The organism is Mangrovicoccus sp. HB161399 (assembly GCF_013184745.1).
Taxonomy (GTDB): domain Bacteria; phylum Pseudomonadota; class Alphaproteobacteria; order Rhodobacterales; family Rhodobacteraceae; genus Mangrovicoccus.
On sequence record NZ_JAATVU010000037.1, the window covers coordinates 41,636 to 54,729 of the forward strand.

The 13,094-nt window shown below is 69.4% G+C and carries 15 protein-coding genes; 12 read left to right on the forward strand and 3 right to left on the reverse strand.

Annotated elements, in window-relative coordinates:
• From HCC78_RS19340 to HCC78_RS19350, 3 genes are read right to left on the reverse strand one after another with little or no spacing between them, the layout of a single operon-like run.
• Positions 1-1,038, reverse strand: a complete 1,038-nt coding sequence (locus HCC78_RS19340) for a YeeE/YedE family protein (protein WP_172330432.1) — start codon at positions 1,036-1,038, stop codon at positions 1-3.
• Between the two features lie 19 nt (positions 1,039-1,057).
• Positions 1,058-1,477 carry a helix-turn-helix transcriptional regulator gene (locus HCC78_RS19345; RefSeq protein WP_172330433.1) on the reverse strand — a complete coding sequence of 140 codons (420 nt, stop codon included), beginning with the start codon at positions 1,475-1,477 and terminating at the stop codon, positions 1,058-1,060.
• A complete protein-coding gene (locus HCC78_RS19350; RefSeq protein WP_172330434.1) occupies positions 1,470-1,832 on the reverse strand; it encodes a hypothetical protein in 363 nt (120 codons plus the stop codon). The genes HCC78_RS19345 and HCC78_RS19350 overlap by 8 nt, the downstream gene beginning before the upstream one ends.
• Before the next feature lie 93 nt (positions 1,833-1,925).
• Between HCC78_RS19350 and HCC78_RS19355 the strand changes: the two genes are divergently transcribed.
• The 12 genes from HCC78_RS19355 (at position 1,926) to HCC78_RS19410 (ending at position 12,672) form a co-directional block, all read left to right on the forward strand.
• Positions 1,926-2,663, forward strand: coding sequence for a cytochrome c biogenesis CcdA family protein (locus HCC78_RS19355; protein WP_172330435.1), 738 nt, complete (start codon positions 1,926-1,928; stop codon positions 2,661-2,663).
• Between the two features lie 32 nt (positions 2,664-2,695).
• A complete protein-coding gene (locus HCC78_RS19360) occupies positions 2,696-3,250 on the forward strand; it encodes a thioredoxin family protein (protein WP_172330436.1) in 555 nt (184 codons plus the stop codon).
• A 98-nt stretch (positions 3,251-3,348) separates the two neighbouring features.
• Positions 3,349-3,822 (forward strand): sulfur oxidation c-type cytochrome SoxX, encoded by a 474-nt coding sequence (gene soxX, locus HCC78_RS19365; RefSeq protein WP_172330437.1) that lies wholly within the window; start codon positions 3,349-3,351, stop codon positions 3,820-3,822.
• A 29-nt stretch (positions 3,823-3,851) separates the two neighbouring features.
• Positions 3,852-4,274: a thiosulfate oxidation carrier protein SoxY gene (gene soxY, locus HCC78_RS19370; RefSeq protein WP_172330438.1), complete on the forward strand. Its 423-nt coding sequence runs from the start codon at positions 3,852-3,854 to the stop codon at positions 4,272-4,274.
• An 18-nt stretch (positions 4,275-4,292) separates the two neighbouring features.
• Complete coding sequence (gene soxZ, locus HCC78_RS19375; protein ID WP_172330439.1) at positions 4,293-4,619, forward strand: thiosulfate oxidation carrier complex protein SoxZ; 327 nt, start codon at positions 4,293-4,295, stop codon at positions 4,617-4,619.
• Positions 4,620-4,674: 55 nt separating this feature from the next.
• A complete protein-coding gene (gene soxA / locus HCC78_RS19380) occupies positions 4,675-5,523 on the forward strand; it encodes a sulfur oxidation c-type cytochrome SoxA (RefSeq protein WP_172330440.1) in 849 nt (282 codons plus the stop codon).
• 62 nt (positions 5,524-5,585) lie between these two features.
• Positions 5,586-7,277 carry a thiosulfohydrolase SoxB gene (gene soxB, locus HCC78_RS19385; RefSeq protein WP_172330441.1) on the forward strand — a complete coding sequence of 564 codons (1,692 nt, stop codon included), beginning with the start codon at positions 5,586-5,588 and terminating at the stop codon, positions 7,275-7,277.
• 14 nt (positions 7,278-7,291) lie between these two features.
• Complete coding sequence (gene soxC / locus HCC78_RS19390) at positions 7,292-8,563, forward strand: sulfite dehydrogenase (protein WP_172330442.1); 1,272 nt, start codon at positions 7,292-7,294, stop codon at positions 8,561-8,563.
• Positions 8,547-9,626 carry a c-type cytochrome gene (locus tag HCC78_RS19395; RefSeq protein ID WP_172330443.1) on the forward strand — a complete coding sequence of 360 codons (1,080 nt, stop codon included), beginning with the start codon at positions 8,547-8,549 and terminating at the stop codon, positions 9,624-9,626. Before soxC ends, HCC78_RS19395 begins: the two co-directional genes overlap by 17 nt.
• Before the next feature lie 61 nt (positions 9,627-9,687).
• Positions 9,688-10,137: a hypothetical protein gene (locus HCC78_RS19400; RefSeq protein WP_172330444.1), complete on the forward strand. Its 450-nt coding sequence runs from the start codon at positions 9,688-9,690 to the stop codon at positions 10,135-10,137.
• A 21-nt stretch (positions 10,138-10,158) separates the two neighbouring features.
• The gene (locus tag HCC78_RS19405) at positions 10,159-11,055 is read left to right on the forward strand and encodes an MBL fold metallo-hydrolase (RefSeq protein ID WP_172330445.1); all 897 of its coding nucleotides are present in this window, start codon (positions 10,159-10,161) and stop codon (positions 11,053-11,055) included.
• 1,221 nt (positions 11,056-12,276) lie between these two features.
• Positions 12,277-12,672 carry a hypothetical protein gene (locus HCC78_RS19410; RefSeq protein ID WP_172330446.1) on the forward strand — a complete coding sequence of 132 codons (396 nt, stop codon included), beginning with the start codon at positions 12,277-12,279 and terminating at the stop codon, positions 12,670-12,672.
• The last annotated feature ends 422 nt before the right edge of the window (positions 12,673-13,094 follow it).

Here is a 13,094-nt window from a genome sequence, read left to right on the forward strand (position 1 = left end):
CTATTCCGGCTGCGCGCCGCCGATCAGCCGGTGCAGTCCGAAGGCCGCCCCGGCGGCGATCGCCGCCAGCGTCACCGGGCCGGACCAGGCCAGGACGGCGGTGCCGCTGACCCCCTGCCCGACCGAACAGCCCATCGCGACCACCCCGCCGATCCCCATCGCCGCCGCCCCGCCGACCTGGCGGCCGAGCTCGCGCGGATCCTCGCAGGCCTCCCAGCGGAACATGCCGCGGATCAGCGACCCGGCGAAACCGCCCGCCATCACGCCGGCCACCGAACCCACGGCAAAGGACAGCCCGCCCGCAGTCGAGGTCATCAGCCACAGCAGGCTCCGTCCCAGCGGCGCGACATAGGACAGCCCCTCCACCGGGATGCCGCCGAAGCTGCGCGCCGCCAGCCAGCTGGTCGAGACGAAGGCCCAGGCCACGGCCAGCCCGGCGGCGATACCCCAGGCCACCTGGCCGCGCGCCTCGCGCAGCGGGCGGTGCGCCAGCCCCCAGCCCAGCAGCGCCAGGCCGATCGCCGCGGCGGCCAGCGGCTCGGGAATGCCGGTCACGGAAGACAGGCCGAAGGCGATGCCGGAGGGGCCCTCTGCCGCCGCCTGCGGGAACAGCGCCGTGCGCAGCGGCGCCAGCGGACCGGACAGGGCGGCGAAGCCCGAGATCGCCGTCACCACGACGATGACCAGCGAGCGCATGTCGCCGCTGCCGAAGCGCGCCAGCGCGCCGAAGCCGCAATTGCCCGCCATCGCCATGCCATAGCCGAAGAGCAGCCCGCCGGCGATGCTGCCCGCCGGGCTCCACGCCACCGAGCGGTAGAGCGAGGCGCCGAGATCGGCCCAGCCCGCGAAGCCCGCGGCCTGGGTCGCCAGCACCGCGGTGCCCAGCACGATTCCCCATTGCCGGAGCCGCCGCCTGTCGCTGCCGTAGAGCGCATGCTCGATTGCCCCGAGCGTGCAGAAATTGCCGAACCGTGCGGCCAGTCCCAGCACGCCCCCTGCGGCCAGCCCGGCAAGTGCCGCCAGCATCCCGTCCGTCATGCCGTCCTCCCAGCGGCTGTCAGACCGCCCCGGCGCCGTCCCCTGCGGCGCCGTCGGTCCCGCCGAAAAGAGTATCCAGCAGGCTTGCGACCGCAAGCACCTTCTCGTCGAGCAGCGAATAGTAGATCTGCTGGCCGTCGCGGCGGGCCTGGACCAGCCCCTCCATCCGCAGCCGCGCCAGCTGCTGGCTGACCGCGGCCTGGCGGCTGGACAGCAGCGTCTCCAGCTGGGTGACGCTCTTCTCGCCGCCGGCGAGATGGCACAGGATCAGCAGCCGCCCCTCGTGCCCGAGCGCCTTGAGGAAGGTCACCGCCTCCTCGACGCTGGCCACGATCGCGGCCAGCTCGGGCGGCGCCGCAGGCGCGTCTGCGGCCGCGTCCCGCCCGTCTCCGCGCGGCTGCGCAAATCCGCCGAACCCTGCTGCGATGGCGTCACTCATGACCGTTCTCCGCAATCAGCCTGCCGAGAAGCCCCCAGAAGAAAGCTTCGCCGGGATAACCTTCAATTCTGCCCATTTCCGCCCCGTCCGCAAGCAGGACGAAGGTTGGCGTGAAGGCCGGGGGCCGCGCGAGCGTCACCCCGGCGGGAAGCGGATCATGGAAATCGGCTTCCTGCAAGGGCGCGGCACGGCCTTCCGCGGTCTTGGGATAGACCGGCCCCACCTCGCGGTCCCATTGCCTGCAATAGCCGCAGCCCTCCTGCCGGATCATCAGCAGCGACAGCTCCGAGGCCTGGGCAAGGGAAGTCAGGGCGAGGCTAGCGGCAAGCGCGAAAGCAGCGGAACGGCCGGGCATTGACGTCTCCTGATGGATATATGAATATCATAATGTCTCGACCTTCCGGCGGCAAGCTCCGGAGTCGCGGCGGGGCCGGGGGAGGGCTCCGGAATGCTCGACATCACTCTGGGCGGCGCCGCGCTGGCGGGCCTGCTGTCATTCCTGTCGCCCTGCATCCTGCCGATGGTGCCGTTCTATCTCAGCTACATGGCCGGGCTGTCGATGCAGGAGCTGCGCGGCAGCGAGGCCATCGCGCCGGGCGCGCAGCGGCGGCTGGTCCTCTCGGCCATGGCCTTCGCGCTCGGCGTGACGACGATCTTCGTGCTGCTCGGGCTCGGCGCCACAGCACTGGGATCGCTGTTCATCCAATGGAAGGACGCGCTGTCCTGGGTGGCGGCGGCGGTGCTTGCCGTCTTCGGCCTGCATTTCCTCGGGATCGTCCGCCTGCCCTTCCTTTACCGCGAGGCGCGGATCGAGGCGGCAACCGATCCTTCGACCGTTTTCGGCGCCTATGTCATGGGGCTGGCCTTCGGTTTCGGCTGGACGCCCTGCGTCGGCCCCGCGCTGGCGGCAATCCTGTTCGTCGCCTCGGGCACCGGAGACCTGATGCGCGGCGCCACGCTGCTTCTGGTCTACGGGCTCGCCATGACCCTGCCCTTCGTGCTGGCCGCGTTCTTCGCGCGGCCCTTCCTCGGCTTCGTCGCGCGCCACCGCCGCGCCTTCGGCCATGTAGAGAAGGCGATGGGGCTGATGCTGATCGTCTTTGCCATCCTGATCGCCACCGGCCAGGTCAACCTGATCGGCCAGTGGCTGCTCGACACTTTCGACTGGAGCGCGACGCTCGGCTGAGCCGCGCCCGCCCGATTGCGGAGGAGACCGACATGAAGACCCTGATCGCCGCCACCCTGGCCGCCGCGCTGGCCGCCCTGCCCGTCCTGGCTGAAGTGCCGGTGGGCGATGACGGCCTGCACAAGCCGGACTGGCTGCAGGACACGTTCAAGGACCTGCGCGAAGACCTCGGCGAGGCCAATGCCGAGGGCAAGAGGCTGATGCTGATCGTCGAGCAGCGCGGCTGCATCTACTGCGCGCAGATGCACGAGGAGGTGTTCCCCGTTCCGGAGATCGACGCGCTGATCCGCGAGCATTTCTTCGTGGTCCAGATCAACATGTTCGGCCAGACCGAGGTCACCGATTTCGACGGCACGGCCCTGGGAGAGAAGGAGATGGTCAAGCGCTGGGGCCTGGTCTTCACGCCGACCCTGATCTTCCTGCCCGAGGACGTTCCCGAAGACGAGACCGCCGTCCAGGCGGCAGCCGTGGCCATGCCGGGCGCCTTCGGGAAGGGCACGACAAAGGCGCTGATGGAATGGGTGCTGGAGCACGGCTACGACTCGGGAGAACTCTTCCAGGAATACCTGATCCGGAAAACGCAGTGATCCTTCGCAGTTGCAGAAACATGCACGGATATGAATATTCCTATTGCAAAGATGTCGCAGACTCGTTTAGCCTCGGTGAGTGGATAGGGAGGAGATCCATGAGAAAGACCGTCTTTCCCCTGGCCGCGGCGGTTGCGCTCGCGGGCAGCTGGGTTCTTGCGGACACGCCCCCGGGCGAGGTCGCCTTTGGCGAATCCGGGGCAATCGAAGCCTCGCTGACCGGTGCCCCGGGCAATCCCGACGAAGGCGCCAACGTGATGTCGAGCCGCGCGCTCGGCAACTGCGTCGCCTGCCACCAGGTGTCATCGCTCAGCGCCGACTTCCAGGGCAATATCGGCCCGCCCCTCGACGGCGCGGGCGACCGCTGGGACGCGGCGCAGCTGCGCGGGATCGTGGCCGATGCCAAGCACACGTTCGAGGGCTCGATGATGCCCTCCTTCTACAAGACCGGCCCCTATGACCGGCCCGGCGACGCCTATACCGGCAAGGCCGCTCCGGCGGAGCTGCCGCCGATCCTGTCGGCCACGCAGATCGAGGACGTGGTCGCCTATCTGGTGACGCTCAAGGAGTGACGGCGCAATCGCGCCAGAGGAGGAACTGAATGGAATTGACCAGACGCAACACGCTGGCCCTGGGTCTCGGCGGGCTCGCCGCGGCGGCGCTGCCGCTGCCGGCCGCCGCCGCGGCTCTGGACGAGGCGATGGCCGCCTTCACCGGCGGCGCAGCGGCGGCCGAGGGCGGCGGGATCACGCTGACCGCGCCGGAAATCGCAGAGAACGGCAACACCGTCCCGATCGCGGTCTCCGCGCCGGGCGCCACCTCGATCGCGCTCTTCGCGGGCGGCAACCCCGAATCCGAGGTGTGCACCTTCAATTTCGGACCCGCGGCCGGATCGCAGTCGGCCTCGACCCGCATCCGGCTCGCCAAGACCCAGGATGTCGTGGCCGTGGCGAAAATGGCCGACGGCAGCTTCGTGAAGACCAGCGCGACCGTCAAGGTCACCATCGGCGGCTGCGGCGGCTGAGCGGAGGAGGACAAGGACATGGAAGGCGTCAAACCCCGCGTGAAAGTGCCGAAGACCGCGTCTGCCGGCGATGTGGTGACGATCAAGACCCTGATCTCGCACCCGATGGAATCCGGCCAGCGCAAGGACTCGGACGGCAATCTCATCCCGCGCCAGATCATCAACCGCTTCACCTGCGAATTCGCCGGCGAAATGGTGATCGACGTGGACATCGACCCCTCGGTGGCAACCAATCCCTATTTCGAGTTCGAGGCCAAGGTCGGCCAGACGGGGGATTTCAAGTTCACCTGGACCGATGACGACGGCTCCGTCTACGAGGACACACAGAGCATTACCGTCGCGTGACAGGCAGGGCCGTCCGCGGGGAGGCGGACGGCTCCACCCAAGGGAGGAGCACAACATGAAGATGCATCGCTTGAGCCTCGCCGTGCTGGCGATCGGCCTGGCGGGCGCAGCCCTGGCCGATCCGGATCTGGACGCCGAGCTGGTCATCAACGGGGAAGAGACCCTGACGACCCGCGCGCCGGCGCCGGACTATCTCGACGGCGCGCTGCCCGAGCTGCTGTCGGGCTGGCTCTACCGCGACGAGGCGACCCGCGCGATGGAGATGGACGATTTCGACAACCCCGGCATGATCGCCGCCGATGCCGGGCTGGAGCTCTGGGATACGGTGGATGGCAGCGAGGGCAAGGCATGCTCGGGCTGCCACGAGGACATCTCCTCGATGAGGGGCGTGCGCGCCTCGATGCCCAAGGTCAATGCCTCGGGCAAGCTCTGGAGCATGGAAGACTACATCAATTCCTGCCGCACCGAGCGGATGGGGGCCGAGGCCTGGGGCTGGACCTCCGAGCCGATGAAGGCGATGACCGTCGCGCTCTCGGTCCAGTCGCGCGGCTTGCCGGTCAACGTGGCCATCGACGGGCCCGCCGCACCCTACTGGGAGCAGGGCAAGGAGATGTACTACACCCGCTACGGCCAGCTGGAGCTGTCCTGCGCCAATTGCCACGAGGACAACAACGGCAACTACATCCGCGCCGACCATCTCAGCCAGGGCCAGACCAGCGGGTTTCCCACCTACCGGCTGAAGCAGGCCGGGATCATCCCGATCCACAACCGCTTCAAGGGCTGCATCCGCGACACCCGCGCCGAGACCTTCAAGGAAGGTTCGGACGAGTTCCGCGCGCTTGAACTCTATGTCGCCTCGCGCGGCCAGGGCCTCGCCGTCGAAGGCGTCTCGGTCCGGCCCTAGGCGCCGTCCGGCACCGGCCCTGCGCCGGTGCCTCTCCCTCCCCCTCACACGGAGTATTTGCCATGATCTCGCGCCGCGAGTTCATCCAGGCGGGCTTTGCCGCCTCCGCCCTTCTCGGCGCGTCCGGCTACGGGAGCTGGGGCCGCCTCGCCGCCCAGCAGGCGCTGAGCCAGGACCAGCTGCTGCAATTCGACGATTTCGGCAATGTCACGCTGATCCACGTCACCGACATCCATGCCCAGATGAAACCCGTCTGGTTCCGCGAGCCTTCCGTCAATCTCGGCGTCGGCGAGGCCAGGGGCCGCCCGCCGCACCTGACCGGCAAGGAATTCCTGTCGCATTTCGGCATCGCGCCGGGATCGGCCGGCGCCTATGCGATGAGTTCCGACGATTTCGCGGCGCTGGCCCGCGGCTACGGCAAGATGGGCGGGCTCGACCGGGTGGCCACCGTGGTCAAGGCGATCCGCGCGGCGCGGCCCGAGTCGATCCTGCTCGACGGCGGCGACACCTGGCACGGCAGCTGGACCTCGCTGCAGACGAAGGGCCAGGACATGGTCGAGGCGATGAACCTGCTCGGCGTCGAGGCGATGACCAGCCACTGGGAATGGACCTACGGCTCGGAGCGCGTGAACGAGATCGTCGGCGCCCTGCCTTTCCCCTTCCTCGGCGCGAACATCTTCGACGTCGAATGGGACGAGCCCGCCTTCGACGCCTGGACGATGTTCGAGCGCGGCGGCGCCAAGATCGCGGTGATCGGCCAGGCCTTCCCCTACATGCCGATCGCCAATCCCGGCTGGATGTTCCCGGAATACTCCTTCGGCATCCGCCAGGAGCGCATGCAGGAGGTGGTCGACGAGGCCCGTGCCGCGGGCGCCGGGCTGGTCGTCTGCCTCAGCCACAACGGCTTCGACGTCGACCACAAGATGGCGGCGCAGGTCTCGGGCATCGACGTGATCCTCTCGGGCCACACCCATGACGCCATCCCCGAGCCCGTGCTGGTCGGCGAGACGATCATCATCGCCAGCGGCTCGAACGGCAAGTTCGTCTCTCGCGTCGATCTCGACGTCCGCGACGGGCGGATGATGGGCTACCGCCACAAGCTGATCCCGATCTTCTCCGACGCGATCGCGCCGGATGCCGAGATGGCTGCACTCGTCGACGCGCAGCGGGCGCCCTATACCGGCGAACTCTCCGAGGTGCTGGGCACCGCCGAAAGCGTGCTCTACCGCCGCGGCAACTTCAACGGCACCTGGGACGACGTGATCTGCGACGCGGTGCGGTCGGAACGCGACGTGCAGATCGCGCTTTCCCCCGGCGTGCGCTGGGGACCGACGCTGCTGCCCGGCGATCCGATCACCTTCGAGGACCTCTTGAACGCCACCTCGATGACCTATGGCGAATGCTACCGCACCGAGATGACCGGCGAGCAGCTGAAGCTGATCATGGAAGACGTGGCCGACAACATCTTCAACACCGACCCCTATTACCAGCAGGGCGGCGACATGGTGCGCGTGGGCGGCATCTCCTACGCCATCGACATCTCGGCGCCGATCGGCAGCCGGATCAGCCAGCTGGCCCTGACCGATACCGGCGAGGCGCTGGACGCGGCCAAGACCTATACGGTCGGCGGCTGGGCCAGCGTGAACCAGGGCACCGAAGGCCCGCAGATCTGGGACGTGGTCGCAGACCACATCAGGAAGCTTGGCACCGTGAAGCGGGACCTCTCGGACACCGTCACCGTGACCGGCGCCTGAGCGGAGGAGTTCAGATGAAAAGCAGAGACGACAAGACCCACGACCCCGCCCGCCGCGCCTTTCTGGGCGCCGCCGCCGCCAGCAGCGCGGCGCTGGCCGCCGGGGCCGCCCGCGCAGCGGGCCCCGACCCGCTGATCACCGAGGTCCAGCCCTGGGCCAGCGAATTCGGCGATCCGGTGGACGCCTCGCCCTATGGCATGCCGATCCATTTCGAGAGCCAGGTGGTCCGCCGGAATGTCGAATGGCTGACCGAAAGCCCGGTCTCCTCGATCAACTTCACCCCGATCCACGCGCTGGAAGGCACCATCACCCCGGCGGGCTGCGCCTTCGAACGGCACCATTCCGGCGCCATCGAGCTTTCGAAGACCGACTACCGGCTGATGATCACCGGACTGGTCGACCGGCCGCTGGTCTTCACCTACGAGGACCTGACCCGCTTCCCGCGCCAGAGCCGCGTCGCCTTCCTGGAATGCGCCGCCAATGGCGGCATGGAATGGGGCGGCGCGCAGCTGGAGGGCTGCCAGTTCACCCAGGGCATGATCCACAACATGGAATATGTCGGCGTGCCGCTCTCGGCGCTGCTGGAAGAGGCCGGGGTTCGGCCCGAGGGCAAGTGGATCTACTTCGAGGGCGCCGACGCCTCGTCGAACGGCCGCTCGATCCCGCTTGAGAAGGCGATGGAGGACGTGCTGATCGCCTTCTACGCCAATGGCGAGGCCCTGCGGAAGGAGCACGGCTATCCGGTCCGCGCTGTCGTGCCGGGCTGGGAAGGCAATCTCTGGGTCAAGTGGCTGCGCCGCATCTCGGTCTACGACCAGGCGGTGGAGAGCCGCGAGGAGACCTCGAAATACACCGACCTGATGCCCGACGGGCGGGCGCGCAAATGGACCTGGGTGATGGACGCGAAATCCGTGATCACGTCCCCCTCGCCGCAGGCGCCGATCTATCACGGCCCGGGACCCCTGGTGATCACGGGCCTCGCCTGGTCCGGCCACGGCCGTATCCGCCGCGTCGACGTCTCGCTCGACGGCGGCAAGAGCTGGCAGGAGGCCGAGATCGAGGGCGACCCCCAGCCGAAGGCGCTGACCCGGTTCCGCCTGCCGATCCAGTGGGACGGCTCCGAGATGATCCTGCAGTCCCGCGCGATGGATGAGACCGGCTATGTCCAGCCGACCAAGGACGCGCTGCGCGCCATCCGCGGACTGAACAATGTCTACCACAACAACGGCATCCAGACCTGGTGGGTGCGCGCGAGCGGGGAGGTCGAGAATGTCGAAGTGGGTTGAAGCGGGCCTCGCCGTCCTTCTGCTGGCCGGTCCGGCCGCCGCCGAACCGCTGGGCCTCGGCCGCCCGGCCCTGCCCGAGGAGATCGCCGCCTGGGACATGACCGTGCTGCCTGACGGCACCGGTCTGCCCGAGGGGTCGGGCGATGTCTGGACCGGCGACGAGGTCTTCGCCGAGAACTGCGCCATGTGCCACGGCGATTTCGCCGAAGGCCTGGACAACTGGCCGGTGCTGGCGGGCGGCGCGGGCAGCCTGCAGGACCGGCGGCCCGTCAAGACGATCGGCAGCTACTGGCCGCATCTTTCCACCGTCTGGGACTATGTCCACCGCTCCATGCCCTTCGGCATGGCGCAGACCCTGACGCCGGACGATGTCTATGCGATCACCGCCTTCCTGCTCTATTCCAACGGGATGGTGGAAGACGACTTCGTGCTCTCGAAGGAGAACTTCGCCGAGATCGCCATGCCGAATGCCGGCGGTTTCTATCCCGACGACCGGCCCGAGACGGAATATCCGGAATTCACCGGCGATCCCTGCATGAGCGCCTGCGCGGCTGGCACCGAGATCACCAAGCGCGCGGTCAAGCTGAACGTGACGCCGGTGGGTCCGGACGGCCGCCCGGCGGGCACCCTGCCGGACCTGCATCTCGCCGCGGCGGGAACGGCGGCCCCGGCGATGGAGACCTCCGAGCCCGAGGCCCCGGCCGAAACCGTCACTCTGGCCGCGGCGGAGGCTGCCGATCCGGCGCTGGTCGAGGCCGGCGGCAAGGTCTTCAAGAAGTGCCAGGCCTGCCACAAGGTCGGCGAGGGCGCGAAGAACGCCACCGGCCCCGAGCTGAACGGCATTCTCGGCCGTCCCGTCGGCTCGGTCGACGGCTTCCGCTACTCCTCCGGGATGGAGGCGCTCGGCAGCGGCGGCGCCGCCTGGGACCACGACCTGCTGGCGGGCTTCCTTGCCAAGCCGAAGGACGTGGTGAAAGGCACCAAGATGGGCTTTGCCGGGCTGAAGAAGGACGCCGACATCGAGGCGGTGATTGCCTACCTGTCCACCTTCCCGGCAGAATGAGCCCGGGCGCCGCGTCCTTTCCCGGGGCTTCCGGCGCCCCCGGCAAACGGGAGGAACCGGAATGGGACTGATCACGGGATGGGCGCGCCCCGCGGCGCTGGCCCTGGCCCTCGCCGCCCCGGCGGCGGCGGCCGAGGATGACTGGCTGCACCACCTGGCGCTGCAGCTCAGCGACGGCGGCGAGGCGGCGATGCAGGAGGTGCTGAACGTCGCCGCCAACGTCTCGCGCTACTACAGCGGCAATGCCGAGGAGGTCGAAATCCGCGTCGTCGTGTTCGGCGCCGGGATCGACATGCTGCGCGCGGACCGCTCGCCGGTGCTGGAGCGGCTGAAGGCCTTCGAGCAGTCGATGCCGAACGTCGCCTTCATCGCCTGCCAGAACACGATCGACACGCTGGAACGGATCGAGGGCGCCGAGATCCCGATCCTGCCGATGGCCGGGAGGGTCGAGGCCGGCGTGGTCGAGCTGATCACATTGGACGAAGCCGGCTGGACCATCGTCCGGCCCTGAGACCCGAACCCGGAGCCTGCCATGATCCTGACCCGCCGCCGCTTCCTCGCCGCCGCTTCCGCCCTCGCCCTGCCCGGCCGGATCTGGGCGGGGACCGAGATCGACCTGGGGCAAGGCCGGAAGGTCCTGTCGCTGTCGGACGGGCATCTGGAACTGCCCCCCGCCTTCATCTTCGGCGACATGCCGGAGGCGGAGCGCAAGGCCATCCTGACGGCGCATGGCATCGATCCCGCCGGGCCGCTGGTCGCGCCCTGCAATGTCACGTTGCTGCGCGACGGCACCAACACGGTGCTGTTCGACGTCGGGGCCGGCCCCGATTTCCAGCCAAGCGCGGGCGACCTCGCCGATGCGCTGGCCGCCGCCGGGGTGGCCCCGGAGGACGTCACGCATGTGCTCTTCACCCATGGCCATCCCGACCATCTCTGGGGCGTGCTCGACGATTTCGACGAGCCGGCGTTCCCGGAGGCGCGCTACCTGATGGGCGGGACCGAGGCGCAATACTGGAGCGACCCGGCAACCGCCGACAGCATCGGCGCGGCCCGCGCCGCCTTTGCCGCGGGCGCGAAACGCCGTCTCGACGCGCTCGGCGATCTGGTGGAGCCGCTGGCCCCGGGCGACAGCCCCCTGCCGGGCATCTCCGCCGTGGCGACCCACGGCCATACGCCGGGCCACCTGTCCTTCGACCTGGACGGGCTGATGGTGCTCGGCGACTGCATCGGCAACGGCCATGTCTCCTTCGACCAGCCGCAGGCGCTGCTTGGCGCAGACCAGGCGCCGGAGGAGGCGGCGGAGACGCGTGCGAAGCTGATGGCGGATCTGGCGGCCAGCGGCCTGCCGGTGCTGGGTTTCCACCTGCCCGGGGGCGGCATCGGCCAGGTCGTGCAGGACGGGGACGCCTACCGCTTCGCGCCCTCCTGACAGCGCGCCGTCCGGGCCTCCGCCACCCGCGCAGACGGCGAACGCCGAAAGGGAACCTCAGGCGCCCCGCCGACACAAGCGTGCCGGGTCACGCCGAGGCCGTTGCCTGCGCGCAGGGCCTCCGGTCCTGCATCTCCACCTCTGGCCCTTCTGGTCTCCGCCGCCTCATCTCCCGGACCGGCTTCCCGATCCGGCCTCTGCAGCAGCCATGCCAAGGACAACCTGTCGGGCCGAGATGGCAGCAATAACGTTCGCCATGGGCAGGAACTGCGGCGGCGGCCCGCGCAAGTCATCGGCCCGGCCTGCTTCGGCAGCGGCAGCGGCAGCGGCAGGAAGACATTGAAGATGCCCGAGATGGCGGCAACTTGCAGCGATGTCGACGACACTTCGATTGCCGGGCAGACCTGCACCAGACTCTCTGTTCGGCCTCCTCATCGCCCAAACGCCTGAGCCGCACCGACCCAGATCCGGACAAGGCTACGGCGTCATTCGGGCGGCGTGGATTGGCCGGGCGGCGCGGCTTGCATTGGCTTCGGCTGCATCGCCGATGCGCGGGGCAACCGGCTCCGGCGGCAGCGCTTGCGCAATGTCCCCGAGTCGGCACGGACGGGAGAAACCAAACGCTCCCGCAGCCCTCCGCGGAAGCGCGCCCCGGCACTGCACAGTCCGGACCGGTGCGAACACGGTCCCGGCGGTGCCGGAGCCCGCAGCTGGTCCCGGTGCCCGGCAAGGCGTCCGCGACGTTGTACGGAAGGCAGCGGACGACCCGGCACGCCTTTCGTGCGTGATGCGTGTCTCCGCCCACCCGGCCGACCTCGATGGAGAAGGGGGGTGCCCCGGCCGAACCCCCCGATGGCCGCTGCGTGGCGACCATGTCCGGCTGGAGACACGGCTCGCTCCCGCGGCTTGCGGCAACTGCCGCGGAGCGAAAGTCATGGCCCGGGAACCGGCAGGACCGCGCCTTCCCCGGACCGGCCGCCGCCGAAGGTTCCGCCATCCGCGCGCCCCCTTGTCCCGCAGGCTCCGGAAGCGACGGAGCGCAATTCGGCATGCCCCGAGGCGGCCATGGCCGAGGAAGGGACGGTCCGGCGACCGCTCAGCGCGCGGCACTTGGCCCATCGTGTCCGCGTGTACAGGACGCACCGTCGGTCTCGCCGCGTTCCCGGTCCGACGGCCTCCTGCGGTCATCTCCGGAGACGCCGGACCACACGAAGGCCTGCCTTGTCTTCCGCCGCCCGGCCGGCGCAGAATCCGCTTCGCACGGCGGAGAATGACCATTTCCGGCGTGGCCACCGCCTTCAAGGCCATCGCCACTGCGCCGGCGCCGCTCTGCCAGCATTGCCGCGGGCCTTCGGCCGCCGCCCGGGCGCGCTGACAGCGGTCTTCGCGGTCGATGCGGACAGCCTGCTCGCCGCCGTCGCCCAGTTCGACCAAGCCCGCGGCAATTTTCGCCGCCTCCTGCCCAAATCGGTCGGGATGATCCACTTCGGCTGTGCAGGCCCGGCCGCAATGATTGGTGCTGCGCGCAAGATACAGGACTTCAGCACCGGGAGAGCGCAGGAGTCGCCGCGATCTTCGATGCCGACCACAGGCATGGGGCCCTCGCGACCAGCGTGACCGGTTTCGCCGGGCTTGTCGGCCGCGCGGTCGGCTCGGCGCTGTCAGCCCGTGTCACCCCCGAACGCGAGACCCTCGCCTGCCTCATGCTGCTCCCCTGGACGCCGGAGACGGCGCCGCCCGTTCCGAGGCAAAGCGCTTGCTGCTGCCCGGACCCTGCCTACCCTGCGAAGCTTGCTGCATCTCGCGCCGGTCAAGATGGCGGCCCGGGGCCTTGGAGCGCTCCACTTCGCCTTGCTGCAGCCGCTGGTCACGGCGGCCGACGGGTGCCGCGCGCCGATGGCCGGGGCAATTGTTGCCGGCGCCGGTCTGCGTCCCGCTGCTGGAGGGCGCCCCCGCGGGTGGGCATTGCCGGGCGGCGGTTTTGACCATGGCGCGTGCGGGGCGGCCTGCGAACTTGGCAGGGCTGAGATGGACCGGTG